Here is a 24,604-nt window from a genome sequence, read left to right as displayed (position 1 = left end):
GCCTGGCGGTGGGAGGGCTGCGCCCATCATTACGCGGCGCCAGGGAAATTGAAAGCTGGCTATCTATTCTCCGTGCGCGCGGGCCGACCACCCGCCGTCATCGGGCAGATGCACCTATAGTTGTTGCAGCCACCCGCGTCCTCGAACGCGCCCCCTCTCCTGATGGGTTCACCGGAGGTCCCCATGGATACCAGCCCCCACACGCTCGGCGCACTGTTCAAGCAACTCGGCCTGCCCAATGGCCGCCAGGACATCGACGCCTTTCTCGGCAGCCATCGGCTCGCCGCAGGCCAGGCATTGCCGGACGCGCCGTTCTGGAACCCCGCCCAGGCGGAGTTCCTGCGCGAAGCCCTGGAGGATGACTCGGACTGGGCCGAGGAAGTCGACGAACTGGCGGTGCGGCTGTCCGGCTGAGTCACTTCAGATAGGAGCGCAGCACGCCCATCACCTGCTCCAGGTCTTCCTGGCGCTCGGCTGCGGTGCGCTCCTCGGCGCCCAGGTGCTCGCGCAGGTGACCTTCCAACACCTCGGCCATCAGGCCGTTCACCGCACCGCGGATGGCGGCGATCTGCTGCAGGATAGCCGCACATTCGCTACCCGCTTCCAGCGCCCGCTCCAGCGCCTCGCTCTGCCCCTTGATGCGGCGCACCCGGGTTAGCAGCTTCTTCTGGTCCTTGATGGTATGTCCCACGTCAACACTCCAAAGTATACTGGGGTATAGTATCCAGGCTTCTATTACGGACCATCATCATGCAGCACATGGCGCAGCCGCAAGACGGCCGGCACGATCACCAGTTCCACGAAGGCAATCCCCTGGCCGAACGCAACACCCTGCGGGCCGCGCTGCTGACCGTCGTGATGATGGTAGTGGAGATCGCCGGCGGCTGGATCTTCAACTCCATGGCGCTGCTCGCCGACGGCTGGCACATGAGCTCCCACGCCCTGGCGCTGGGCCTGGCCTTCTTCGCCTATGTGGCGGCGCGGCGTTTCAAGGGCGATGCGCGCTTCGCCTTCGGCACCTTCAAGATCGAGGTGCTGGCCAGCTACACCAGCGCCATCCTGCTACTGGGCGTGGCCGGGCTGATGCTGTTCGAGTCGGTGGCGCGCCTGCTCGCCCCCACGCCGATCCACTACGAACAGGCCATCGCAATCGCCGCGCTCGGCCTGCTGGTGAACCTGGTCTGCGCCTGGCTGCTGCGCGGTGAGCACCACCATCATCACCATGGTCACGACCACCATCACCATGATCATGACCATCATCACGATCATGACCATGACCTCAACCTGCGTGCTGCCTACCTGCACGTGATCGCCGACGCCGCCACCTCGGTAGCCGCCATCGTCGCGCTGATCGGCGGCATGTTCTGGGGCGCGGCCTGGCTCGACCCGCTGATGGGTATCGTCGGCGCCGCGCTGGTAGCGATCTGGTCGGTCGGCCTGCTCAAGCAGAGCAGCCGCGTGCTGCTGGATGCGGAAATGAACGATCCGGTGGTGGAGGAAATCCGCGAGGTGGTCGCCGAACTGCCGCAGCCGGCGCGCATCACCGACCTGCACCTGTGGCGCGTGGGCAAGTCGCGCTACGCCTGCATCCTCAGCCTGGCCACCGCCGGAGACCTGACTCCCGAGCTGGTGCGCCGGCGCCTGCAAGTGCACGAGGAGCTGGTGCATGTCACGGTGGAGATCAACCCCGTCGCGGCCTGACGCCGGAAGTCGCGCCGCTTTGACGACCGGCGCACGGCTACGGCCTAATGCACGGCTTGTCGAACCCCGGTCGCCGCATCCGATGTCCAGCTCCCGCTTCTCCGCCGCCCAGCAACGCGCCAGCACCCTGCACCTGCCCGCCGGCCCTTGGGCGACCGTGCTGGATTGCCTGTGCGCACGCTTTCCGGCGATCAGCCGGGATACCTGGCTGGACCGCATGGCGCGCGGCAAGGTGCTGGACAGCGACGGCCAGCCCATCGGCCCGCAGCATCCCTACCGCGAAGCCTTGCGCATTCACTACTTCCGAGAAGTACCGCAGGAGACGCCGGTGCCGTTCCAGGAGTCGGTCCTGTACGCCGACGAGCACCTGGTGGTGGCAGACAAGCCGCATTTCCTGCCGGTGACGCCCTCCGGCCAGTATGTCGAGCAGACCCTGCTCGCGCGCCTGGCCAAGCGCCTGGACAACCCGCTGCTGGTGCCGCTGCACCGCATCGACCGGCTTACCGCCGGGCTGGTGCTGCTCTCCGCCAACCCCGACAGCCGCGCCGCCTACCAGGCGCTGTTCCGCGAGCGGCGCATCGACAAGATGTACGAGGCCATCGCCCCGGCACTACCGCAGCTGGCGTTTCCCCACGTGCGCAAATCGCGGATGGTGGATGGCGATCCGTTCATCCTGATGCAGGAAGTGGATGGCGCGCCCAACAGCGAAACGCGCATCGAGGTGCTGGAGCGGCGCGGCGCGCTATGGCGCTATGGCTTGCACCCGGTGACCGGCAAGCGCCACCAGTTGCGCGTGCACATGTCGGCCCTCGGCGCGGCGCTGTGCTTCGACCCGCTCTACCCCACCCTGCCGCCACGCGACGAGCGCCCGCCGGAAGACTACGAGAAGCCGCTGAAGCTGCTGGCTCGCCGGCTGGACTTCATCGATCCGCTCACGGGCGAGCCGCGTCACTTTGAAAGCACGCTGGAGCTGTCCTGGCCTTCCATCAATTTCATCGATGGTCACCCTTAAAGCTATCCATTTCCGTCGATAGTGGCCCTGATGTTTTCATGGCTCCACCCAATGGAGAGAAAGCATCAGGAGCCGAACATGAGCTACAGCGCCAAGTCCTTTTCCGCCCTCGTCAACGCCCTGCTCGCCGATGGCATCACCCGCCCCGAGCAGATGGCTCGCCAGCCATTTCGCAATGCCCAGGGCTACTGGTCCGCGGTGGCCAGGAAATGAACCGGTCCCGACGTTTTTCGCCCGGCCTGCGGGTCGATGCAACGATCGTGGCCTACGCCTTGATCAGCGCCTGGCTGGTGTTTTCCGGCATCTGACCAAGCAGATGGGTTCGCGAGCAAGCTCGCTCCTACGAAAAGCACACCGAAGTTAGATCTGCCTGTAGGAGCGAGCTTGCTCGCGAACCTGCAGAAGCGTCAGACACGAAAAAGGGCAGCCCCAGGCTGCCCTTCCAGCAACTCACGCGGCCCTGCCGCGCTCCATCCTCACTTCTTCAGACACGTACTCATGAACGCCTTGCGTTCGTCGCCCTTGAGGGCCTTGGCGGTCGCGTCGGCGTTGCAGGTCTTCATCTTCTCCTGCTGAGGCGTCATCGCCTTGGCATCGCTTCCGGCTTTCAGGCAGGTGCTCATGAAAGCCTTGCGCTCGTCGCCCTTGAGGGCCTTGGTGGTGGCATCGGCGTTACAGGTCTTCATCTTTTCCTGCTGCGCGGTCTGGGCGGCGGTAGCGGCGAAGCCCTGCACCGAAAACAGCAGAGCCAGTGCCAGCAGCGGAATGCGAACGGTGGTCATGGAGTGGTCTCCTGGGATGGTTTGCCTTCTCAGCGTAGCCTGCGCCCTCGCATTGGCGACCCTGGACACGCAGCGAACGTGGACCCCCAGGGCAAAAGCATGAACGGCGCACGGGCCGTTACCGCCCGCAGGAGCGCTTAAGTTATATATAAATTCTAATTAATAATTTTTTGAAATAACAAAAATGGCGCAGTATGGCGTTGCCCATTCACCCGGTACGCCAGGAAGCCTGCCATGTCGCTCTTGACCCTCCCCAATGCCCGCGAGCAAACCAAGTCGGTCCGCGCCACGGTGCTGGTGTTCAAGGACCCGCGCTCGCAGGAGTTGCTCAACCGGATCGAACGCCTCGCCCCCAGCGAGGCCAACGCCCTGATCATCGGTGAAACCGGCACCGGCAAGGAGCTGGTCGCCCGACATATCCACAAGCTCAGCCGGCGCAGCGCCGCGCCCTTCGTCGCGGTGAACTGTGGCGCCTTCTCCGAGACGCTGGTGGAGAGCGAACTGTTCGGCCATGAGAAAGGCGCCTACACCGGCGCCACCAGCAGCAAGGCCGGCTGGTTCGAATCCGCCAACGGCGGCACCCTGTTCCTCGACGAGATTGGCGACCTGCCGCTGAACATGCAGGTCAAGCTGCTGCGCGTGCTGCAGGAGCGCGAGGTGGTGCGCCTGGGCTCGCGCACGCCGGTGCCGATCAACGTGCGGGTGGTCGCCGCGACCAACGTCAACCTGGCCGACGCAGTGGTCGCCGGGCACTTCCGCGAGGACCTGTTCTACCGCCTGCACGTCGCCACCATCCGTCTGCCGCCACTGCGCGAGCGCCCCGGCGACATCCTGCCGCTGGCCGAATTCTTCCTCGAAGAACACTGCCAGCGCCTGGGCTACAACCGCGCATCCCTCAGCCCCGATGCCGAACGCAAGCTGCTCGGCCACAGCTGGCCGGGCAACATCCGCGAGCTGGAAAACGCCATCCACCACGCACTGCTGGTGTGCCGCAACCAGCAGGTGCAGCCGGGCGACCTGCAACTGGCCGAGCTGCCGTCGTCGCCGCGCCACGACCTGTTGCGCCAGGAGCACATCCCCCACGCCCTCGCCCCACGCGTCGAGGCAACCCTGGAGCAGGCACTGCTGGAGCTGTTCGAAAGCAACAAGCCCGACCTCTACGAGCACATCGAGGAAGTGCTGTTCCGCACCGCCTACCACTTCTGCCATGGCAACCAGTTGCAGACCGGCCGCCTGCTGGGCATCAGCCGCAACATTGTCCGCGCACGGCTGGAGAAGATCGGCGAGCTGAATCTCAGCCGCACCGCCTGAGCCTTCCCGCAACCCGCGCCGTTACTGTCCTGACGCCGTCCGTCGGCAGTATCGGCGCGTGCCCCCCTCACGAAAGGTTATAATCCGCGCCGTTTCCGGCTCTCCCGGCTATGTAACGCCCAGCGTCTACACTGCCTGGAGCGGCGTCCAGGCAGGGCGTCCTCCGGCAACGAACTCTCTCTGTCATCAGGACACATCGTGACCAAAGACGAACTGCGCGCGGAATTGGAGCGCCAGGAGCAACGCTACAAGGATGTATACGGCGGCGAAGTCACTCTCTATGCCGCCCAGCCAGACCCCGAACGAAAGCCATGGCGCAAGCGCCGCAACCTGCTCGACAAGGCCTTCGACCGGGAGCTGGAAAAGATCGAAGAACAACGACTGAAAAAGGAACAGGAAGCCGCTTCCCCTAAACCGTAGGTCCGGGTACGAACGTTCCTCCGCCAAGCCGGCCAGGCAGACTTTTTGCCGCAGCTTGCGGGTGGGATGGGCTCCGTGGGGGAGTCCGGTACTGACCTCAAACATTCATCAGATGGGCCGGCGCCCCGGCGTGGAAGCATTGCAAGTTTTTTCCACCCTGTCTGAAAGCAGCGTGCGGCGTGGCGTCGCGCGAATTCGAGAAACCGTTTCAGGCTAAATACGGTACTCATTGCTTCTGGCATAATCGCCGCCCCGTCTCCGACCGGTCATAGAAATTTCATGTTCGATCTCTTCAGCGGACTCGATATCTGGGTAGGTGTCAGCCTGGTTCTGGCACTGGCGTTCGTACTCGCCTTCGAGTTCATCAACGGCTTCCACGACACCGCCAACGCGGTGGCCACGGTCATCTACACCAAGGCCATGTCGCCCTACCGCGCGGTGATCCTCTCCGGCATCTTCAACTTCCTCGGCGTATTGCTCGGTGGCGTCGGCGTCGCCTACGCGATCGTCCACCTGCTGCCAGTGGAGCTGCTGATCAACGTGAACACCGGCCACGGCCTGGTCATGGTGTTCTCGCTGCTCGCCGCCGCCATCACCTGGAACCTCGGTACCTGGTACTTCGGCATCCCCGCCTCCAGCTCGCACACCCTGATCGGCTCGATCCTCGGTGTGGGCCTGGCCAATGCGCTGCTCACCGACATACCGCTGGCCGACGGGATCAACTGGGGCAAGGCGATCGACATCGGCCTGTCGCTGATCTTCTCGCCGCTGGCCGGCTTCCTGGTCGCCGCCGCCCTGCTGATCGGCCTGAAGTGGATGTATCCGCTGTCGAAGATGCACAAGACCCCGGAAACCCGCCGCGACGTCGACGAGAAGAAGCATCCGCCGTTCTGGAACCGCCTGGTGCTGGTGATCTCGGCCATGACCGTGAGCTTCGTGCACGGCTCCAACGACGGCCAGAAAGGCATCGGCCTGATCATGCTGGTGCTGATCGGTATCGTGCCGGCCCAGTTCGTTCTCGACCTGAACAGCACCACCTACCAGATCGAGCGTACCCGTGACGCCGCCACCCACCTGCAGCAGTTCTACCAGCGCCACTCCGAGACCCTCGGCGAGATGCTGGCCCTGGGCAAGGCCAATGAGGCCGACATGCCGGACCTGTACCGCTGCGAGCCGAAGCAGACCGAAGCCACCCTCAATGGCCTGCTGACCGACCTGCGCGGCGTTTCCAGCTACACCGATCTGAGCAACGACGCCCGCGTACAGGTACGCCGCTACCTGCTGTGCCTGGACGACACCGCGAAGAAAGTCGGCAAGCTGTCCGAGCTGCCGGCCCGCGAGAAGGCGGACCTGGAGAAGCTGCGCAAGGACCTGACCAGCACCACCGAATACGCACCGTTCTGGGTGATCATCGCCGTCGCCCTGGCCCTGGGCATCGGCACCATGGTCGGCTGGAAGCGCGTGGTGCTCACCGTCGGCGAGAAGATCGGCAAGCAGGGCATGACCTATGCCCAGGGCATCAGCGCCCAGCTCACCGCCACCGCCGCCATTGGCCTGGCCAACATCTACAGCCTGCCGGTTTCCACCACCCACGTGTTGTCCTCAGGCGTGGCCGGCACCATGGTGGCCAACCGCAGCGGCCTGCAAGGCAGCACGGTACGCAACATCATCATGGCCTGGGTACTCACCCTGCCCGCCTCGATGGGTCTGGCCGCCGGTCTGTTCTGGCTCACCTCGAAGCTCATCTGAGCCGGGCCCGCCCCCAAGAAGAACGCCTGCATCCGCAGGCGTTTTTTTTGCGTTTTCGTAGGAGCGAGCTTGCTCGCGAACGATGTTTTCCAATGGTTACGATGCTCGGACGGTTCGCGAGCAAGCTCGCTCCTACAGGGTAGTCCTACCTATCCGGCGCAACGGGTGCCGATCGCTCAGTCGGCCACCGGCCGCAGCGGCAAGCGCACCCGGAAGCGCGCTCCGCCCTTGTGGTTGTCCACCGACAGGCTGCCGCCCATGTTGCGGATCAGGTCATGGCTCACCGACAGCCCCAGGCCCGTGCCCTTGCCGATCGGCTTGGTGGTGAAGAACGGCTCGAAGATCCGCTCCATCAGGGCTTCATCGATGCCGCCGGCGTTATCCCGCACGTGCAGTTCGACCCATCCCGCATCGGCGCAGGGTTCCTGCGACAGGCCGATCCAGCGCGCGCCCTCGCCGTCCCGCCCGAGCAGCGCATCGCGCGCGTTGGCCAGCAGGTTGATCAGCACCTGCTCCAGCTGATCGGCGAAGCCGTGGACCACCACCCGCTGCAGCGGTGGCCGGCACTCCAGCAGGATGCCCTGCTGCGTCAGGCTCTCGCTCAGTAGCTCCAGCGCACCTTCGCAGGCCGCGAAGGGATCGAAGGGCGACATCTCCAGCTCGGAGGTGCGGCTGAACACCCCCATGTGGGCGACCACCCGGGACAGGCGGTCGATCTGGGCGTCCGCGCGCTCGATCTTGTCCTTCAGGTAGTCGGCATCGGCCAGCCGCTGACGCGCGTTGTACAGCGCCATGCGCATCACATGCAGGGGCTGCTTCATTTCGTGGGTCATGCCGCTGACCATCTCGCCCAGGCTGGCCATCTTCGCCCCCTGCGCCAACTGCTGCTGGGCGCGGCGTACGGCGGTGTTGTCGCGCCCGACCGCCTGCACCTCCACCAGTTGCCCGTCGGCATCCAGCAAGGGGCGGTCCGCCCAGACCAGCCAGAGGTTGCGCTGGCCGGGCAGCGAGAAGCGCAATTCCCAAGAGTCGTCACTGGTCACCTGCGCGCCTCCGACCAGCCGGGCACGCAGGGCGCTGCAATCCTGAGCGGAAAGCCACTCATCCAGGCGCCGGCCGAGCAGCGCCTCCACCGGCTCGCCCAGCACCTGGGCGAAGGTGTGGTTGATGAAGGTCAGGGTGAGGTCCGGGGCGTAACGGCAGATCAGCGCCGGCGAGTCTTCCACCAGCACCCGGTAGCGCTCTTCGCTTTCGGCGATCTGCAGCGCCGCCAGATGCTGCTCGGTGACGTCCAGCCAGAGGCCGACCGCCTCCTGCGGAATGCCCTGGATATCGCGCAGCAGCTTGGCCTCGTCGTACAGCCAGTGCCACTCCCCGGCGGCATCGCGCAGGCGGTATTCGGTACGCACCCTGCCCTCGCGCAACAACTCGCGGCCACGGGCGAGGAAGATCTCCAGGTCCTCCGGGTGCACCCGTTCGGCCAGCGCCTGCCAGTTCTGCCCTTGCAGGTCGAGACCCAGCAGGTTGCCGGCGCTCTCGCTGTAGAACTCGGGAATCAGGTGCCCTTCCTCCACCCGCTGCACATAGATCACCACCGGCGCGCTGTCGATCAGGTTGCGCAGCCGCGCGTGGGCCGCCAACGCCTGTTCCTCCTGCAGCTTGCCCTCGCTGATATCCAGCAGCACGCCATCCATCATCTGGTCGCCGGCCCGCGCCTGCATCCGGCCTTGCAGGCGCAGCCAGCGGCGCGTCTGCATGGTCGCCTGGCCGCGCAGGCGCAGATCCTGCACCAGGCGTGCGCCGGGCTGCAGGTTGCGCAGGCGCAGGCGAAGCTCATCGGCGTCGGCCGGGTGCAGCATCGCCAGCAGGTCGGCCAGGGCCAGTTCACCCTGCCCGGCGCCGAGCCCGAGGCATGCCGCCACGGCCGGCGACAGCTCGAACACCTCGTCTTCAAGACGCATCCGCCACCAACCGCCGCCGACCATGTCCTGCAGCAGGCTCAGGCGCCGGCTGCTGTCGCGCAGGTTGTGCAGTTCGGAACGCTCATGCACCAGGTTGGCGAGGATTTCCGCCAGGTACTGCCAGTCGCTGGGCGTCGGCCCCTGGGCGGCGGCGCCCGGCCCCGCCGGTTCGGCCAGCAGCCCGGCCAGGCGTCCGCCACGGACCGGCGCCGGCACCAGGTACAGGCAGTCGCAGCAGAGCATCCGCAACAGCTCGGAATGACCTGCGCCAGCCTCCAGCAGATAGGCGCCGGAGGCCTGTCGCAGTTCACCATCGGGCAGCGTCAGGCCCTCGCGCAACAGGCTGTCGAACCCCGGCTGGACGTGGCAGGCGAAGACTTTCAGCACGCCATCGGCCGACTCCAGCAGCAGCGCCATCGAGCGCATCTGGAAGGCGCCACAGAAGGACTCCAGCACCTCGCCCACCGCGTCGCCCAGGCGCCGCTGCGAGCTGTGCCGCAAGCGTGCCAGCAGCAGCTTGCTGAGGTTCAGGCATTGCAATTTGTGCTGCTGGCTGTCGGACTGCCAGTTCAGGTCGGAGATATCGGTGCCCAGCAACAGGCAATGCTCGTCGGCCTGCAATACCGCCTGGAAGCGGCACACCAGCGGCAGGTCACCGGTGCTGCGCAGCGCCAGATCGACCCGCTCGCCGCCACGCAACCCCGTCAGCGGCATGCTGCCGGGCAGGCGGCGCTCCAGGTAGTCGCCCAGCGCCGGCAACTCCGCGCCACCGGAGGGCGTCAGCAGCCGATGTACCTGCCTCCCACCACGGGCCACCACCCGGTCGCGGCCGTCCAGCTCCAGCCAGATGTCCCAGTGCGCCGCGGCGGTCGGCGGCTCCACCGCCTCGGCCGTCAACGCCGGGCGCTGGCGCGCAGCCAGGGGACGGTTAGGCGCAGGCTCCGGCGGCTCGTCATCCTGCGAGCCGGTCAGCGAGCGGAAGAAATCGAACATTGCGGCCCTCAGAACAGCACTGTGGCCTTGCCGCTAAGTACGGGCGGCAGACGAGGGATGGTGCCAATCCCGGGCAAGCTCAGCAGTGGCACGATCGGCGAGGTCGCGTAGGGATAGCTGACGCATACGTTGATACGCGTGTAGACGCGCGTGTCTATCGTCTCAGTGGGCGGCGGCATTTCCAAGTATGAGCCACCGTAGCAGCCATTGCGCCACGACGCAGGCATCCAGGCCAGACGCCTATTCACTTCAGTCGTCACTGTCGTTTGCAGCAAGGTGTTGTAACCAGGGGCCTGCGGATTAACCGAAATGGCAATACGCGCACCAGACGCAGCGGCATCGTTGAATGCCTGCAACATCAGCAACGGCACGCAGTAACCGAGCAAACCGTAGAGCACTGCGAAGAACAGCACGAAAACCCCAGCGAATTCGATCGCCACCGCTCCGCGTTGCCTCTGGAAACTGCCGATTCCTTTCATCCGCGGCACTCCTCGAATAACTTCGATGCTTGATTGATCGCTCAGGTTTTCAATAATTGATTGATCGTTCAGTTAATCGGCTGCGCGAAAGAATCCTGAAGAAACTTTTGGCAGAACCCGGCGCTGATTGATTAATACTAGATGCTGCTGGCGAAGAGACATTCCCGGTATAAGGTATTAACTCTTTCGTGTGAACAGGGATGCTCCCGATGCTGGTCAACTTCCTGCTGCTGGGCTGGTTCGCGGTGTGTGCCTACCAGGACCTGACACGCCTGCGCGTGAGCAACCTGCTGACCCTGGGCGGCGCGCTGATCGCGGCGGCCTTCCTGCTGACCACAGGCCATACGCTGACCGGTCATTCGCCGCAGGCCGCGCTGGTGGCTGCTCTTCTGGCTCTGGCGCTGAGCGTGCCGGGCTATCTGCTGGGCAAACTGGGCGCCGCCGACGTCAAGGCACTGCTCGCCCTCGCCCTGGCCAGTGATCCGCAACTGTTGCTCTATGTACTGGCGCTGGCGAGCCTGATCAGCCTGGCACTGATGTTAGCCAGCAAACTTTCGATGAGATCGGATTGGATCAAGGCTAATTTCCAAACGAAATTAGCGAGACTGTTACCGTCGCGGCTCAAGTCCTTCCCTTTTATATTTTCCCTGTTTGCCGGGCTGCTGGCGTATATCGCATTTTTCCACTGAACAATTTCTTCACATGGCGGACCCCAGACTTAACGACTATATGCTATGGGTTAATACCATCCGTCACCTGATGTAGAAGCCGGCTACGGAAATCCAAAAGCCGGACGACAAGAACAATGTGTTTTGCCTTTGCAAGGAGCGTGCAGTCATGGACAAACCGGCCAATCGTCGCTTCAGCGTGCTGGTCATCGACGATGAACCCCAGGTCACCGCCGAACTTTCCGAGCTTCTGGAAAACAGCGGCTACCGCTGCGTCATCAGCGACAGCAAGGACAGCGCCCTGCAGAAGTTTCGCGACGACAGCGCGATCGGGCTGGTGATCTGCGACCTGGGCCTGGGGCGGGACAATGGCATCCGCGTGGTCGAGGCGCTCAAGGAGATCGCCGGCGGCGGACGCTTCTTCGAAACCATCATCCTCACCGGCCAGCAGGGCAGCCAGGAAGTGATAGAAGCGATGCGCGTAGGCGTCGCCGACTACTACCAGAAGCCGGTCGCGCCGCTGGACCTGCTCAATGGGCTGGAACGCCTGGAAGCGCGCCTGCACGAGCGCATCCGCAGCCAGCTCAGCCTGAGCCATGTGAACCAGCGCCTGGAGTACCTGGCCGAGTCGCTCAACTCGATCTCGCGGGATATCCACAAGATCAAGTACGAGGTACATGGCGGCGGACAGCCGTCCAGCGTCCTCAAGCAGGAGCAGCCTGAAGCGCCGGAACGCCAGGTGAACAATGCCGAACAGATCGCGCCGGTGGTGAACAACCCGCTGTTCAACAAGCTATCGCCGCGCCAGCAAGCGGTGGCGCGACTGGTCAGCAAGGGCCTGACCAACTACCAGATCGCCTACGACCTGGGCATTACCGAGAACACCGTGAAACTCTACGTATCCCAGGTGCTGCGACTGATGCACATGCACAACCGCACCCAGCTGGCCCTGGCGCTCTCCCCCAGCGCGTCGCATAGCAGCGCGGTGCACTGATCTCCAGACCAACAGTGGATGTCCGGAGCTGGGCGTCCACCGGGTCAGATCAGCAGTTCATTGGTTTGAGTTTGTAGATCGATAAGACGGACATCGAGGTTGCCTACCTGGATACCGAGCAAGCTGAGTAAAGGGTCCAGTACCTTCGCCCCCAGGTCGGAAAGGATTGGAGCCAGCGCAGCGGTCAATCCGGTGGTCAAGTCCGCCACAGTCTTGAACAGTCCGTTTAGCAGTCCCCCAAGCACATCCCCCACCAGACAGCCGAGAAAGTTATTGCAGGGCGCCAATGTCACTTGAATCTGGAGATTGCGGCCGATATCGCTAAGGCCATTGGCCAAGGCATTGCCCACGGGTGTCGATATCCGTTTGACTTCGCTAGGTAGATCATTGCGACTGGCGACGACGAACTCCAGCGGCTGGTCGGAGTTGCTGCCGATATCGATCATGGCCGGAACGCTCCCGGATTTAGGTGCAATGCTGACCGACGCCAGGCTGTCCTTTGCCGCCCCAAGTACGTGAGTGTTGAAACTCAAGTTTTCGATGGTTGCAAGGCTGGCCGCCGCCTGGATCGTGGCTGTTGAGGAGTGCGCGACTCCCCCGCATTGAATACTCGCCAAGGCCGCATGCCCGCTGATCGCACGCAGACTCAGATTGATCTCCGTCGAAACGATACCCAACAGATTGGCCGTCGCCCCCAACGACAGCCTGACTTGTGCAGGCTTGGCATCGGTCCGCCAGGAGCCATCGGTATTCTTTCCCGGATAACCAATAGCAATCTGCGGCGGCTGAATGACGTAGAGCGTTGCTGTCAGGTTGGTGACGCCAGGCACGGACAAGTTCACCGTGGGGATACTCACTGCCGATTCCTTGTTCGCCGCCATCGCCGTCGCCATCAGCAGATCCAGCAGATTCACCTCCGAATCCAGTGCTGTCTCGGACAGCTCGCTGGGCGTGGTAACGCTCAGGATCGACGCCAGGTCAATCCTGGTAATGGGTACCGTCGCTCCCGCCAACGCGTTGCCGAGCAAGGCCGTGTCCACCCCCGCGGTATTGGACGCGCTAACCGCGTTGACCGCTGCATCGAGCAACTCGGCAACCCCCACATTGGTGTTGACGAGTTCCTCTACCGTGCCAACGTTCAAGTTCAACTGCGTCGCAAGGTCACGCAACGATAGATTGGCGCCAGCAATGCCGTTGTAACTGGCGACATCCAGGTCGATGCGCAGCAGCGCGCCCAGAAGATCGTTGAGCAGCGCCGATTTGCTGGAGTCCAGGTCGAACAAGCCACTTCCGGCGGATAACGCGCCGAGGGCTGTACGCCTTGCCACGGCCTCAGCTCTCAGTTGCGTCTGCGCCGACACGCCCTTGAATACACTGGCGACGTTGAGGATCAGGCTCGACGGTACATTATGAGTGACCCGGACCTTCACAGAGTCCGCAAGATTGCCTCCGGGACTGAACCCCCGGAGTAACAGCGGACGTCCAGCGTCGTCCTTCAGTTTGATACTTCCCAGAACGCCCGTCAGCTCTTCACCAGTCGCCGGGACGAAGCCATTCTTCGCCGCGCTCGCCGTCACATACCCCTGAATCTCTGTCGCCTGCTGCGAACCGCACATCCCACTCTGCCCAGCCGCCTCCAGCGCCGCCATATCGGCCACCCGCTGCAACTTGCGCTGCTCGTAATACAAGCGTCCGGTGTCGACCACCAGCGCCAGACAGACCAACGCTAGCAGCAATGTCCCCGCCGCCATGATGCCGATCGCGCCCCGTTGCCGTTCGCGTCCCATGATCCGCTCCCGAAGAATCAATTCTTCCCGGTGCTGAAATCGTTGTTGTCATCGAGCAGGTATTCGGGAATTTCGCGGGTATAGCTCTTCAGATAGCGCTGGTAGGCGCGGTCACGTTCAGCCGCCGTGGCGCTCTGTGGGTAGGGCGATGCGGCGCGCCCGCTGCGCTGCAGATCCAGCCAGGTCAGCACCTCCTGTTGATCGCGTTCGACGGTGCCAGGTTGCGCAGCCGGAGCCTCCACCGCCTGCGCCAGCAAGGGAGTGGCCAGCAGTGCGCCGGCGAAAATCCATGCCTTCATCATCGTCCTCCTCGCCCGCCTCAGCGGGCCTTGACCAGCAGCCCGGCGTCCCGCGCCGCGGCAGTGGTGTGATCCTGGGTCACGGGATCGATATCGACGACCGAGGTCTGGACCTGCACAACGGCATCGACCGGTTCGGTTACGGGCGCTGGCTGTTGACGGCTGAGGCTCTCCGCCGGCACGGGCGAGGAGCTCGACGAACGCAACGAATCGGCGCGTTCGTGGGCCTCGCGCACATCGTCGGTGGACAGGCCTGTGCGCTGGATCAAGCCCTCGGCCTGGGTGCTCTCGCCTTCCAGGTACATCAGGCTGAGCAGGTTGGTGGCCGGCAGCTTGCCGCCCTCGCTGAGCTCCAGCGCGGTAATGAACTCGAAACGCGCGCCGCTGCGGTCGCCGCGTTCCAGCAGCACCACGCCCAGGTCGTTGCGGAAGGCGCTGTCGGTCGGCTGCAGCCGCGCCGCCTCACGCAGCTCGCGCTCGGCCTCGATGCGGTTGCCGTTGCGCATGGCGATCAGGCCCAGGCCGTGGTGCGCCTCGCCAGCCTTGCAGGTGCCCAGCAGTGCCTGGTACTCGGTCCGCGCCAACGGACTGCCGATACGGCGCAGCGCCAGTGCCTTGCTCTCGCGCACGTCCAGCGAGTCCTGCGGTAGCGTTTCCAGATTGGCCAGGGCGGCGTGGGCGCGGCCCTGGTCGAGCATTTCCCGCGCCAGGTTGAGCTGCAGTTCCAGCGCTTGCGGTAAGTGCTCACTGCAGGCCTGGCCGACCGGACTGCCACCCAGCCTCAGGGTGTCGAAATTAGCGCAGCCGCCGAGCATCAGGCTCAGCAGGCCCAGTGCAATTGCGTTTCTCATCTCATCCCCCCCAACGCCTTGGTAATCGCGAGGAAACCTGGTCCGGCAAGGATGATCAGCAGGGCCGGGAACAATAGCAGCATCATCACCAGACTCATCTTCGCCGCGAGCTTGCTGACCTTTTCCTGCAAAGCGGTCAGCCGGCGGTCCTCGAACAGTTGCTTGAGTGTCTGCAGCGAACTGCGCGCGCTGCCACCCTGGCGCACCATCTGACGCAGCACATTGCAGCAATCACTGAGCTCGCTCACGGCCAGGCGCTTGTTGAGCAGATCGAGTTCGTCGCCCAGATCCAGGCCGCTGTCGATATGCGCCAGCACGGTTTCCAGCTCCTCGGCCAGCACCGGCACGATGCTCTTCCCCTCCTGGCGTACCACGCGCAGGCTCTGCTCTACCGTCAAACCGGAGTCGAACAGGATGCGGATCAGTTGGATGAACACGATCACTTCCTCCGCCAGGCGCTCGCAGCGCTTGCCGGCGAAATGCGCCAATACGCGCTTGGGCAGGAGAAACCCGATCCCGGCGGCGAATGCCACCGGCAGCAGCGACGACTCAAACAATGGCTTAGGTGCCAGGCTACTGCCCAATGCCAGTCCCGCAAACAGAAGTGGACACAGCAGTAGCGCCAACGAATAGATACTGCGCGGGGTGTTGCCGCCCCAGCCGGCCTGCTCCAGCAGCAAGCGCACTTCGTCGTCGCGTAACTGCAAGCGCTGCGCCAGCCCGCTGCCCCCCAAACGCTCCAGCAGGCCCGCCAGACGCCGGCCGCCGGACCGCGGCAAGGGTCCGCTGCCCAGGCGTTGCTCGATCAGGCGCTGCTCACGGCCGGCAGCGCGGCTCTGCGACAACCCCAGCAGCAGAGCGGCCAGCACCAGAATCACCACCAGCAGACCGTAGATCATTGGCATTCCAGGTCTCCTAGACGCTCTTGAGCATGCGCCAGAGCGTGTAGCACCCCAGCACCTGCAGTCCGAGGGAGGTCAGCAGCAGCCAGCGCCCGCTGCTGTCGAGCCACATGTTCATCAGGTAGCCGGGGTTGGTGAGCAGGATGTAGGCCCCGAGACTCACCGGCAGGAGCGCCAGTACCAGGGCGCTGAGACGGGTCTCGCCGGTCATCGCGCGCAACTGCCGGCTAAGTTTTTCCCGCTCGTGGATGACCTTGATGATGTTTTCCAGAAGGTCCGTGGTGTTGCCGCCGTAGCGATGGTTCACCGCCACCCCAAGGGAAAACACGTGAAGCTCCTCCACGTCATACAGCTCCGCCACTTCCTGCAGTGCCTCGGGCAGGCTGATACCGAGCTGTACGTGATTGTTCGCCAGGCTGAAGACTTCCCGCAGAGGGTCATCCGAGGCGTTCACCGATTGGGCAATGGCATCTCCCAGTGTGCGCCCGGAGTGCAGGCTGCGCACCACCTGGTCGAGGAAGTTGGGCATTTGCCGGATCATCCGTTTCAGACGGCGCTGGTACAGCACGTTGAGCAGCACATGTCCGCCGGCCAGCGCCAATACAACAGCGCCCAGCGCTCCAAGCGCACCGCCCAGGCGGGCGCCGAGCAGCCCCATCACCAGCGCCGCCACGCCGAAACACAGCAGCCAGCGGCGCATGTCGGTAACACCCGCGCGGCGCATGCGCCGCGCCAGCCAGTGGCTGCTGCGGCCGCGCGCCGTCTCCGCCGGCAGCGCGCCGCTGCCGCTCAGGCGTTGCAGCACCTGCTCGTTGTGCCGGGTACGCCAGGCCATGATGCCGGTCAGCAGGCCAAAGAGAGCCAGCACCAGGCTGACCGCGGCCAGCAACAGGGCGCCGCTCATACCACCACCTGACGGAACTTCAGCCCGCCCGGCTGCGCGGTGCGGACGAATTGCCCGCTGCCACGGCGATCGAGGCTGAACAGGGAGTTGGTGACGTACACCCCATCACGTACTTCCAGCACTTCAATGATCTCGCTGATGCAGCGCCGACCGCTGGCCAGACGGGTGATCTGCACGATGATGTCCAGTGCCGAGCAGAGCATCTGCCGCAGTGTCTGCTCCGGCACCCGCTGGCCGGTCAGGCCGACCAGCATCTCCAGGCGCAGCAGCGAGTCCATGGCGGAGTTGGCGTGCACGGTACTCATCGAACCGTCGTGGCCGGTGTTCATCGCCTGCAGCACGTCGAGCACTTCCACACCACGAATCTCACCGAGGATGATGCGGTCCGGGCGCATCCGCAGGGCGTTGCGGATCAGCTCGCGGGCGGTCACCTCGCCGAAGCCCTCGGCATTCGGCGGCCGGGTTTCCAGGCGCACCACGTGGTTATGGCCCAGTTGCAGCTCGGCGGTGTCCTCGATGGTGACGATGCGTTCACGCTCGTCGATGAAGCTGCTCATCACGTTGAGCAACGTGGTCTTGCCGGTGCCAGTGCCGCCGCTGATGAGGATGTTGCAGCGGCTCTCCACCGCCTGGCGGAGGAACGCCAGCATCGGCTCGTCGACGCTCTGGTAACCCAGCAGGTCGGCGCTCTTGAGCAGTTCCTTGCTGAATTTGCGGATCGACAGGCAGGGCCCATCCAGCGCCACCGGCGGAATGATCGCGTTGACCCGGCTACCGTCGGGCAGGCGCGCATCGACCATCGGACTGGACTCGTCCAGACGCCGCCCCAGCGGCGCGAGGATGCGCTGGATCACCCGCTGCACATGGTGATCGTCGATGAAGCGGAGGTCGCTCTGGTACAGCCGGCCAGCATGTTCGACGAAAACCCGGTCGGGGCCGTTGACCAGGATTTCCGAGATGTTCGGATCGCGCAGCAGGATTTCCAACGGGCCGAAACCGGTCAGCTCATCCACCACCTCTTCGGCGAGGCGGTCGAGTTCGTAGCGCGAAATCGCCAGCTGGCGGCGCGCGGCGTACTCGCTGACCTTCTCCGAGACGTACTGGGCCACTGCCGGGCGGGCGCCTTCCAGCAGGTTCATGCCGTCTTCGTCGATCTCGTCGATGATGTAGCGGTGCAGGCGCATTTTCAGCGCTTGCAGGTCCTGGTCATGACGCCCGGAAAAGCCGTCGCTGCCGTAGCTCATGGCCGCACCGCCTTCGGCCAACCGAGCCAGGCGAAGCGTCTTGGCCTTTCGCTAACCGTCGAGCCAAGATTGTCCGCCAGGTCGCGCAATTTCACCGTCAGCGGGTCGCGCGGCGACAGGTCGAACAGGCTCTGGCCGATGTTCTTCGCCCGCAGTCGCGCCTCCGGCGAGGCTGGCAGCACGCCGAACAGTTCCAGGCCGAACATCTTGCCCAGGGCCGCCGAGTCCGGCGGCACGGACGGCCAGTAGCGCTCGATCAGCAGTTCGATGCGCGGGAGCGCAGTACTGCGCTCCCGCAGCCGGCGCAGGCGCTCCAGCCCCTTCTTGCAGGAGGGCACGCTCTGATCCACCAGCCACAGTATGCGGTTGGCTTGTGCCAACAGCTGGCCGCTGAGCTCTCCCTCGGCAACGCCGGTAAGGTTGATCAGCACATGGGTAAACGCGCTGCGCAAGTTGCCCAGCAGCAGATAGATCTCGGCGGTAGTGACGCGCTCCAGGATGCCCGGCTCATCCGACAAACTGAGGATGCGCAGCCCGGAGTCATGACGGGTAAAGGCGCTGTCGATCAGCGTCTGGTCGAGACGGCGCAGGTTGCGCATGGCATCGGCGAAGCTGAAGGCCGACTCCATACCGAGAATCGCCAGCGCCTCTGCACTGGGCTGGCCGATATCCACCAGCAGCACGCGGTTATCCGCCTGGCGTTGCAGCGCCAGGGCCAGGTGCAGCGCCACGAAGGCGCCATCGGCGTCCGGCCGTGCGCTCACCAGGCTCACGAGCTCACCCTGCCGCGCGGCACTCACCGGCACGCTGGGCAGGCGTCCACCGAGGCGGCGGACCAGGCCGCTCAGCTCGCTGGCGCGGGCACCGTAAGTGACGAAGTCACGGGCGCCGGCACGCATCGCCGCCAGCACCAGCTGGTTGTCCAGGCCATCGCCCACCGCCACCACCGAGAGCAGCGGCCGGGCCGAGACCAGGCCCTCGACCAACGAACTCTGCGCCACGAGGTTGGCCTTGTTCAGGCTGGTGAACAGGACGCTGGCACCGGTGACATCGAGCAGCGCCAGCAGCTCTTCCAGGGTTCCACTGTTGGCCACCACCACCTGTCCACAGCTGGCCAGGCTGTTCTGCAGCCACTCCTGCTCACCGGGATGCTGTACCAGTGCGACGAATGTCTGACTCATGCTGTCGCTCCCTTCCCGTTCCCTGCGGCCCGTTTTCTGGCGGGATGCCGCGTCATAGGTATCCATCAGCGCGACATCCCGCTGCTGGCCTTGCGCTGATCGAAGCGGCCGTCTTCGAGGAAATAGAACTCACCGAACCCGGGGTCGTACTTGCGCAAACCTTCCCCCGGCAGCGTTGGCAACGACGCGGTCGCCGCCAGCGGCTGGACCAGGTGCGGCGTGACGATCATCAACAGCTCACGGTCGTCCTTGTCCAGGCTCGAGGAGCGGAACAGCGCGCCGATCACCGGGATGTTGCCGAGGAAGGGAAACTTGTCGATGTTGCTGATGGTGCTGCTGCTGATCAGCCCGCTGATCACGAAGCTCTCGCCATCGGCCAGCATCACGCTGGTGTCGGTGCGTCGCACGGTCAGTGCCGGCACCGCGATGTCGTTGGTGCGGATGCCGCTGGAGAAGTCCAGTTCGCTGACCTCAGGCGCCACCTTCAGGGCGATGCGCTTGTCGCTCATCACCGTAGGCGTCAGGGTCAGGCGCACGCCGAACTCCTTGTACTGGATGGTGATGGTGTCGTTATTGCCGTTGGGCACGGGAATGGGGAACTCACCGCCGGCCAGGAACGAGGCACTCTGACCACTGGTCGCCACCAGGCTCGGGCGCGCCAGGGTATAGGCGAAGCCGCTGCCTTCCAGGGCATTGATGAAGCCCAGCCACTTGCTGCTGCCGCCGCCCCAGATGATGTTGAAACCGCCATTGGCATTGCCGAAGGTGCCATCCAGATTGCCTATGGGATCGACCGTCAAGTTCCCCAGGCTGCCCGGCGATCCCAGTACGAAGGTATTGGAACCCCGCCGCACCAGCGAAGTGCTGGCCTGTTTGAGTTTGCTGCGGCTGACCTCGACGAAACGGATGTCGGTCTGCACCTGATTGGACAGGCCTGTGGCAAGGTTGCCTGGCACCCCTCCCGCATCGGCGATAGCCCGCGAACCGACGCGCACCACGCTGCTCATCGGCTGGTCGCTGCAAGGGGTCCAGATCAACAGGCTGGTCAGGCCCTCGGCCTTGCCGGTGACGAGGAAGTCACGCTTGTCGACCACCTGCACATCGGCAATGTTCGGATCGCCAATGGCCAGGCGCTTGATCGGCACCGGCAGTTGCTGATCGAGCTGGGCGCCCTGCTGAACGTCGAGATTCAGTTGCTGGCCGGCGAATCCGGCACAGGCGCTCGGCACTGCCTGCGCTGCGGAGTGGACGGCACAGGCCAGAAGCGCGGCCAGCGACAGAATGAAGCGCTTGGACATCGATGCACTCCTTGCTCAATGTGCTTCACGGGTGACGGTGGTACCGCGATAGACCACAATGCCCGAACTCACCTCCGGCGCCGAAACCTGGCGTGCGGCCGGCGCAGAGCGGGCCTTGCCGAGCAATTGTTCGAGGGTGATCGGCTGGCTGCCGGACGCATTCAGCGATGCCTGTATATAGCGCCCCTGCTGCTCCTTCTCGTAGAGATTCTCGTCCTTGCTGCGCACCGCCAGGCGCAGCGAGCCGGCCTGGCTGGCCAGCATCAGGCGCGAGGCCGCCTCGGCCGGCACGGCCAGCACCGCGGTGCGCGGCGGGCGCGGCGTCTTGTCCTTCGGGTCACCGGCATTGCGCGCCTGGCCATCATTGGCGACGGCGATCTGCTCGCCATAGGTCAGGACGCGCACGCCGGGCAGCACGACCTGGGCACTGACGATGCGATCAGTACCCTGCTGATCCTTCACGAAAAGCATCACGTCAACGTAATCGCCGGGGAGCACGAAGCCGCCGCCGCCAATCACCTCGTCCACCGCAATGGCCATGGCCCGCTCGTCCGAACGGATGGTCCGCGCCAGCGGGCCACCCGGCTCCATCAGCGCCGCGGAAAGAATGCTGCCGGCAGGTACCGTGACCCAGACGCGCTGCCCGATCAACGCCTCGGGCTTGGGATAGCTCCCTTTCGGAGCCGTGTGCAGCAGTTCAACGGCAAGATCGTCCTTGCCAATCACTGTCAGTGCCGCAAGTTCACGGCGAGCCACCACCACAGGTGTACGTTGCAGCTTGTCCGCCTCCGCCATTGCAACGGGTGCGACCTCCTGAACGGCGCCTGCGACTGGCGCCGCCGGCTTCCCCACCGACAATCCCAGATAACCCACAACCCCAGCACACAACAGCAAAAGCCCGGCGAAAACCATCAGCACCTTGCTATTCATGACCACATCCTTGCGTGTTATCGGGATGAGTGAACCAGGGGTCCACAGCCTGATCGGAAGTCACAACACCGGGAGTGCCGGTATACGCCCTTCAGACCCTTATTGTTGTTTCGGCCCGACGAGGAAGTTCGATAAGAAGCATTCCTCATAATTAGTTTCTGCTTGTTCCAAAGCAGAATTTAGTTGCTGCGGTAATAGCGTCAAATGGCCACGAGAAAATTCCAATCCTCAGTTAGCTCTACTTCTCCATGACTATAACTTTGGTATTAGCGCTATTTGAGCAATTGCATTCCGCCATACTGAGCCTAGCCTGACGGTGAAGTCGGGGCGCCGCCCCGGAGGTGCCGCCAGGAGCAACCGCGATGAATCTGAACATCAAAGAGCTGACTCTGAAGTTCTATTGCAAGGCCAAGGCATTCGCTGCCGACAAGGAAGGGGCAACTGCGATTGAATATGCGGTTATCGCCGGGCTTATCGGGGTGGTCATCATTGCCGGGGCACGTATCCTCGGAACTGATATCAGCAACATGTTCACCGATATCGGCACCTCGCTACCGACCGGGACTGCACCGTAACCGGAAATCGCGCTTCCGCAGTACCACCAGAACTCCTCCCCTGGCCGCCATAAATGGCGGCCGGGTTCATTACATTTTCAAATTAAAGTCCTCCGCCATCCGGCCGATACATCCTGCCTACCCCTTCGTTCCACCTGCAGGATGCTTTACCGATGCTTCGCTCGCTGTCCTTCGCCAAGAAGATCCTTCTGGCGGCCTCCCTCGTGGTCATCTTCGCCTTCGCCTGCTTCATCCTCTTCAACGACTTCCGCCAACGCGAGGCGATCCACGACGCCACCGACTCCAAACTGACCGAGGTCGGCAGCCTGACCGCCAGCAACATCCAGAGCTGGCTGGAAGGCCGCATCCACCTGGTGGAGAGCGAAGCCGCGCAACTGGCCGACGGCGAACCGACGCCCGAGCGCATCCAGCACGTGCTGGAGCAGGCGGTGTTCCAGAAGAATTTCGAATCGGTCTACCTCGGCGAAGCCGCCAGCGGCGTGTTCACCATGCGCCCCTATGCACCGATGCCCGATGGCTATGACCCGCGCCAGCGCGGCTGGTACAAGGATGCCGTGGCCGCTGGCCGCCTGATCGTCACCGAGCCGTTCCTCGACGCCGGCACCAACGAGCAGATCCTCGCCATGTCCATGCCGGTGATGCGCAACGGCCAGCTGATCGGCGTCGCCGCCGGTGACATGAAGCTGGAAACCATCACCGCCATCATCAACTCGCTGAAGTTCGACGGTAACGGCTACGCCTTCCTGGTCAGCGACGCCGGCAAGATCCTGCTGCACCCGGACAGCCAGCAGATCTTCAAGAATCTCTCCGACATCTACCCGCAGGGCGCCCCGAAGGTGCAGACCGGCGTGCAGGAAGTCAGCCTCGATGGCGAAGAGCAACTGGTCTCCATGTCCCCGGTGAAAGGCCTGCCGGGCGTGACCTGGTACGTCGCCCTGGTGCTGGACAAGAGCGCGGCCTATTCGATGCTCAGCGACTTCCGCACCTCGGCCATCATCGCCACGGTCATCGCCATCGTCGCCATCCTGCTCCTGCTGGGCATGCTGATCCGCGTACTGATGGCCCCGCTGACCGACATGGGCCGCGCCATGCAGGACATCGCCCAGGGCGACGGCGACCTCACCCAGCGCCTTAAGGTCGCCAGCAACGACGAGTTCGGCGTGCTGGCCAATGCCTTCAACCGCTTCGTCGAGCGCATCCACGAATCCATCCGCGAAGTGGCTTCCACCGCCCGCAGCCTGCATGACGTTTCGCAGCTGGTGGTCAACGCCTCCAACTCGTCCATGAGCAACTCCGACGAGCAGGCCAACCGCACCAACAGCGTGGCCGCCGCAATCAACGAGCTGGGTGCCGCCGCCCAGGAGATCGCCCGCAACGCCGCCGACGCCTCGCACCATGCCACCGATGCCTCGCACCAGGCCGGCGATGGCCGCCAGGTGGTCGAGCAGACCATCAGCGCGATGAACCAGCTGTCGGACAAGATCAGCTCCGCCTGCGCCAACATCGAGGCGCTGAACAGCCGCACGGTGAACATCGGCCAGATCCTCGAAGTGATCAAAGGCATCTCCGAGCAGACCAACCTGCTGGCGCTGAACGCCGCCATCGAAGCGGCCCGCGCCGGGGAAGCCGGCCGTGGTTTCGCCGTGGTCGCCGACGAGGTGCGCAACCTGGCCCACCGTGCCCAGGAATCCGCCCAGCAGATCCAGAAGATGATCGAAGAACTGCAGGTCGGCGCCCGCGAAGCCGTGGACACCATGACCGAAAGCCAGCGCTACAGCCTGGAAAGCGTGGAGATCGCCAACCGCGCCGGCGAGCGCCTGGCCAGCGTCACCCACCGCATCGGCGAGATCGACTCGATGAACCAGTCGGTGGCCACCGCCACCGAGGAGCAGACCGCCGTGGTCGACTCGCTGAACATGGACATCACCGAGATCAACACCCTGAACCAGGAAGGCGTGGAAAACCTCCAGGCCACCCTGCGCGCCTGCGCCGACCTGGAGAACCAGGCCGGCCGTCTGCGCCAGTTGGTGGACAGCTTCCGCATCTGATCGGTGTGGAAAGCAAAAGGCGCCTTCGGGCGCCTTTTGCTTTTCAGGTAGGGAGCGCATCTCGTAGGGCGTATAACGTTCGACGTTATACGCCGTTTGACCTTGATCCCCGCCCACTCGGACTCCATCCGGGCGTCCCTCGCAGAGCGCCCCGCATTCGACCAACACGCCAACCGGCAATCATGGGGATCGGCGTACAACCGCGAACGGTTGTACGCCCTACGCAGGAGATCGGAGATCTTATTCGCGATAGGCATGCCCGGCCCGCCCGACCGTTCGTCCCCCTGCCTCAAGCTTTTCCCCGGCGTGCCGACAGCAAAGATGAAGGTCCGCGAGAACAACGAAACCAGGCGGACCCGATATCACCGCTGGCACATGGGAGTGCCGGCCCCGCTCGCCCGGCTACCCGCCGAGCCGGCTTCGTCCGCTCCGTCACCACACGGACGGGCGCGCCCTGGCGACATCGGATCTGTCGCCCGGACCCACGCCGTTCTGGCATCCCACTACCTCCGGAC

The 24,604-nt window shown here is 64.3% G+C and carries 24 protein-coding genes and 1 pseudogene; 12 read left to right on the top strand and 13 right to left on the bottom strand.

Translation table 11 applies throughout. From position 1 onward, the window contains the following. Nucleotides 1-183 precede the first annotated feature (183 nt). Complete coding sequence (locus SD196_RS05735) at nt 184-414, top strand: DUF2789 domain-containing protein (protein WP_331316676.1); 231 nt, start codon at nt 184-186, stop codon at nt 412-414. A gap of 1 nt (nt 415) precedes the next feature. Here SD196_RS05735 and SD196_RS05730 read toward each other — a convergent pair whose 3' ends face one another. Continuing rightward, on the bottom strand, nt 416-691 hold the full coding sequence (locus SD196_RS05730; protein ID WP_275610446.1) for a metal/formaldehyde-sensitive transcriptional repressor: 276 nt from the start codon (nt 689-691) through the stop codon (nt 416-418). A 59-nt stretch (nt 692-750) separates the two neighbouring features. Here SD196_RS05730 and dmeF point away from each other — a divergent pair, with 59 nt between their 5' ends. From dmeF to SD196_RS05715, 3 genes are all read left to right on the top strand, one after another. Further along, the gene (dmeF, locus tag SD196_RS05725; protein WP_275610445.1) at nt 751-1,701 is read left to right on the top strand and encodes a CDF family Co(II)/Ni(II) efflux transporter DmeF; all 951 of its coding nucleotides are present in this window, start codon (nt 751-753) and stop codon (nt 1,699-1,701) included. Nucleotides 1,702-1,783: 82 nt separating this feature from the next. Then, nucleotides 1,784-2,713, top strand: coding sequence for a pseudouridine synthase (locus SD196_RS05720; protein WP_331316681.1), 930 nt, complete (start codon nt 1,784-1,786; stop codon nt 2,711-2,713). 78 nt (nt 2,714-2,791) lie between these two features. Next, a complete protein-coding gene (locus SD196_RS05715; RefSeq protein ID WP_275610443.1) occupies nt 2,792-2,926 on the top strand; it encodes a hypothetical protein in 135 nt (44 codons plus the stop codon). Between the two features lie 263 nt (nt 2,927-3,189). Here the strand turns inward: SD196_RS05715 and SD196_RS05710 are convergent, their stop codons facing one another. Then, nucleotides 3,190-3,495 carry a PsiF family protein gene (locus tag SD196_RS05710; RefSeq protein ID WP_275610442.1) on the bottom strand — a complete coding sequence of 102 codons (306 nt, stop codon included), beginning with the start codon at nt 3,493-3,495 and terminating at the stop codon, nt 3,190-3,192. A 234-nt stretch (nt 3,496-3,729) separates the two neighbouring features. Here SD196_RS05710 and SD196_RS05705 point away from each other — a divergent pair, with 234 nt between their 5' ends. The 3 genes from SD196_RS05705 (at nt 3,730) to SD196_RS05695 (ending at nt 6,975) form a co-directional block, all read left to right on the top strand. Continuing rightward, a complete protein-coding gene (locus SD196_RS05705) occupies nt 3,730-4,806 on the top strand; it encodes a sigma-54 interaction domain-containing protein (protein WP_275610441.1) in 1,077 nt (358 codons plus the stop codon). 198 nt (nt 4,807-5,004) lie between these two features. Then, nucleotides 5,005-5,226 carry a hypothetical protein gene (locus SD196_RS05700; RefSeq protein ID WP_275610440.1) on the top strand — a complete coding sequence of 74 codons (222 nt, stop codon included), beginning with the start codon at nt 5,005-5,007 and terminating at the stop codon, nt 5,224-5,226. Between the two features lie 279 nt (nt 5,227-5,505). After that, nucleotides 5,506-6,975 carry an inorganic phosphate transporter gene (locus tag SD196_RS05695; RefSeq protein ID WP_275610439.1) on the top strand — a complete coding sequence of 490 codons (1,470 nt, stop codon included), beginning with the start codon at nt 5,506-5,508 and terminating at the stop codon, nt 6,973-6,975. 176 nt (nt 6,976-7,151) lie between these two features. On the opposite strand, the gene SD196_RS05690 is transcribed toward SD196_RS05695, so the two are convergent. Next, entirely contained in the window at nt 7,152-9,929 is a 2,778-nt protein-coding gene (locus SD196_RS05690) for a PAS domain-containing sensor histidine kinase (protein ID WP_275610438.1), read from the bottom strand. A gap of 8 nt (nt 9,930-9,937) precedes the next feature. After that, complete coding sequence (locus SD196_RS05685; RefSeq protein WP_416311120.1) at nt 9,938-10,408, bottom strand: TadE family protein; 471 nt, start codon at nt 10,406-10,408, stop codon at nt 9,938-9,940. 200 nt (nt 10,409-10,608) lie between these two features. Here SD196_RS05685 and SD196_RS05680 point away from each other — a divergent pair, with 200 nt between their 5' ends. Further along, nucleotides 10,609-11,097 (top strand): prepilin peptidase, encoded by a 489-nt coding sequence (locus SD196_RS05680; RefSeq protein WP_275610436.1) that lies wholly within the window; start codon nt 10,609-10,611, stop codon nt 11,095-11,097. Between the two features lie 148 nt (nt 11,098-11,245). Further along, a complete protein-coding gene (locus SD196_RS05675) occupies nt 11,246-12,070 on the top strand; it encodes a response regulator transcription factor (RefSeq protein WP_275610435.1) in 825 nt (274 codons plus the stop codon). Between the two features lie 44 nt (nt 12,071-12,114). On the opposite strand, the gene SD196_RS05670 is transcribed toward SD196_RS05675, so the two are convergent. The 9 genes from SD196_RS05670 to cpaB all read right to left on the bottom strand — a co-directional run bounded on the left by SD196_RS05670 (nt 12,115) and on the right by cpaB (nt 21,466). Then, a complete protein-coding gene (locus tag SD196_RS05670) occupies nt 12,115-13,857 on the bottom strand; it encodes a pilus assembly protein TadG-related protein (protein ID WP_275610434.1) in 1,743 nt (580 codons plus the stop codon). Between the two features lie 17 nt (nt 13,858-13,874). Continuing rightward, nucleotides 13,875-14,156: a DUF3613 domain-containing protein gene (locus SD196_RS05665; protein ID WP_275610433.1), complete on the bottom strand. Its 282-nt coding sequence runs from the start codon at nt 14,154-14,156 to the stop codon at nt 13,875-13,877. 20 nt (nt 14,157-14,176) lie between these two features. Continuing rightward, on the bottom strand, nt 14,177-15,007 hold the full coding sequence (locus tag SD196_RS05660) for a hypothetical protein (RefSeq protein WP_331316698.1): 831 nt from the start codon (nt 15,005-15,007) through the stop codon (nt 14,177-14,179). Further along, the gene (locus SD196_RS05655) at nt 15,004-15,912 is read right to left on the bottom strand and encodes a type II secretion system F family protein (protein WP_331316700.1); all 909 of its coding nucleotides are present in this window, start codon (nt 15,910-15,912) and stop codon (nt 15,004-15,006) included. Before SD196_RS05655 ends, SD196_RS05660 begins: the two co-directional genes overlap by 4 nt. 10 nt (nt 15,913-15,922) lie before the next feature. Next, entirely contained in the window at nt 15,923-16,813 is an 891-nt protein-coding gene (locus SD196_RS05650) for a type II secretion system F family protein (RefSeq protein ID WP_331316702.1), read from the bottom strand. Next, entirely contained in the window at nt 16,810-18,057 is a 1,248-nt protein-coding gene (gene tadA, locus SD196_RS05645; RefSeq protein ID WP_275610429.1) for a type 4b pilus Flp biogenesis ATPase TadA, read from the bottom strand. The genes SD196_RS05650 and tadA overlap by 4 nt, the downstream gene beginning before the upstream one ends. Beyond that, entirely contained in the window at nt 18,054-19,238 is a 1,185-nt protein-coding gene (gene tadZ / locus SD196_RS05640; RefSeq protein ID WP_275610428.1) for a type 4b pilus Flp biogenesis protein TadZ, read from the bottom strand. Before tadZ ends, tadA begins: the two co-directional genes overlap by 4 nt. A 65-nt stretch (nt 19,239-19,303) precedes the next feature. Beyond that, nucleotides 19,304-20,536, bottom strand: coding sequence for a type II and III secretion system protein family protein (locus SD196_RS05635; RefSeq protein ID WP_331316706.1), 1,233 nt, complete (start codon nt 20,534-20,536; stop codon nt 19,304-19,306). A 15-nt stretch (nt 20,537-20,551) separates the two neighbouring features. Beyond that, nucleotides 20,552-21,466, bottom strand: coding sequence for a Flp pilus assembly protein CpaB (gene cpaB / locus SD196_RS05630; RefSeq protein ID WP_331316707.1), 915 nt, complete (start codon nt 21,464-21,466; stop codon nt 20,552-20,554). Nucleotides 21,467-21,840: 374 nt separating this feature from the next. Between cpaB and SD196_RS05625 the strand changes: the two genes are divergently transcribed. From SD196_RS05625 to SD196_RS05615, 3 genes and pseudogenes are all read left to right on the top strand, one after another. Then, complete coding sequence (locus SD196_RS05625; protein ID WP_207884166.1) at nt 21,841-22,041, top strand: Flp family type IVb pilin; 201 nt, start codon at nt 21,841-21,843, stop codon at nt 22,039-22,041. A gap of 152 nt (nt 22,042-22,193) precedes the next feature. Then, nucleotides 22,194-23,186: pseudogene (locus tag SD196_RS05620) on the top strand (cache domain-containing protein); the annotation flags it as partial. Nucleotides 23,187-23,324: 138 nt separating this feature from the next. Further along, complete coding sequence (locus SD196_RS05615; protein WP_371234640.1) at nt 23,325-24,089, top strand: methyl-accepting chemotaxis protein; 765 nt, start codon at nt 23,325-23,327, stop codon at nt 24,087-24,089. Nucleotides 24,090-24,604: the final 515 nt, after the last annotated feature.

This window comes from Pseudomonas macauensis (assembly GCF_047902425.1).
Taxonomy (GTDB): Bacteria; Pseudomonadota; Gammaproteobacteria; order Pseudomonadales; family Pseudomonadaceae; genus Pseudomonas.
This window is presented reverse-complemented; position numbering and strand designations above follow the sequence as displayed.

Coding starts and splice junctions, on each gene's coding strand:
- SD196_RS05735 (WP_331316676.1), top strand. CDS start 184: ATGGATACCAGCCCCCACACGCTCGGCGCACTGTTCAAGCAACTCGGC.
- dmeF (WP_275610445.1), top strand. CDS start 751: ATGCAGCACATGGCGCAGCCGCAAGACGGCCGGCACGATCACCAGTTC.
- SD196_RS05720 (WP_331316681.1), top strand. CDS start 1,784: ATGTCCAGCTCCCGCTTCTCCGCCGCCCAGCAACGCGCCAGCACCCTG.
- SD196_RS05715 (WP_275610443.1), top strand. CDS start 2,792: ATGAGCTACAGCGCCAAGTCCTTTTCCGCCCTCGTCAACGCCCTGCTC.
- SD196_RS05710 (WP_275610442.1), bottom strand. CDS start 3,495: ATGACCACCGTTCGCATTCCGCTGCTGGCACTGGCTCTGCTGTTTTCG.
- SD196_RS05705 (WP_275610441.1), top strand. CDS start 3,730: ATGTCGCTCTTGACCCTCCCCAATGCCCGCGAGCAAACCAAGTCGGTC.
- SD196_RS05695 (WP_275610439.1), top strand. CDS start 5,506: ATGTTCGATCTCTTCAGCGGACTCGATATCTGGGTAGGTGTCAGCCTG.
- SD196_RS05690 (WP_275610438.1), bottom strand. CDS start 9,929: ATGTTCGATTTCTTCCGCTCGCTGACCGGCTCGCAGGATGACGAGCCG.
- SD196_RS05685 (WP_416311120.1), bottom strand. CDS start 10,408: ATGAAAGGAATCGGCAGTTTCCAGAGGCAACGCGGAGCGGTGGCGATC.
- SD196_RS05680 (WP_275610436.1), top strand. CDS start 10,609: ATGCTCCCGATGCTGGTCAACTTCCTGCTGCTGGGCTGGTTCGCGGTG.
- SD196_RS05675 (WP_275610435.1), top strand. CDS start 11,246: ATGGACAAACCGGCCAATCGTCGCTTCAGCGTGCTGGTCATCGACGAT.
- SD196_RS05670 (WP_275610434.1), bottom strand. CDS start 13,857: ATGGGACGCGAACGGCAACGGGGCGCGATCGGCATCATGGCGGCGGGG.
- SD196_RS05665 (WP_275610433.1), bottom strand. CDS start 14,156: ATGAAGGCATGGATTTTCGCCGGCGCACTGCTGGCCACTCCCTTGCTG.
- SD196_RS05660 (WP_331316698.1), bottom strand. CDS start 15,007: ATGAGAAACGCAATTGCACTGGGCCTGCTGAGCCTGATGCTCGGCGGC.
- SD196_RS05655 (WP_331316700.1), bottom strand. CDS start 15,912: ATGCCAATGATCTACGGTCTGCTGGTGGTGATTCTGGTGCTGGCCGCT.
- SD196_RS05650 (WP_331316702.1), bottom strand. CDS start 16,813: ATGAGCGGCGCCCTGTTGCTGGCCGCGGTCAGCCTGGTGCTGGCTCTC.
- tadA (WP_275610429.1), bottom strand. CDS start 18,057: ATGAGCTACGGCAGCGACGGCTTTTCCGGGCGTCATGACCAGGACCTG.
- tadZ (WP_275610428.1), bottom strand. CDS start 19,238: ATGAGTCAGACATTCGTCGCACTGGTACAGCATCCCGGTGAGCAGGAG.
- SD196_RS05635 (WP_331316706.1), bottom strand. CDS start 20,536: ATGTCCAAGCGCTTCATTCTGTCGCTGGCCGCGCTTCTGGCCTGTGCC.
- cpaB (WP_331316707.1), bottom strand. CDS start 21,466: ATGAATAGCAAGGTGCTGATGGTTTTCGCCGGGCTTTTGCTGTTGTGT.
- SD196_RS05615 (WP_371234640.1), top strand. CDS start 23,325: ATGAGCAACTCCGACGAGCAGGCCAACCGCACCAACAGCGTGGCCGCC.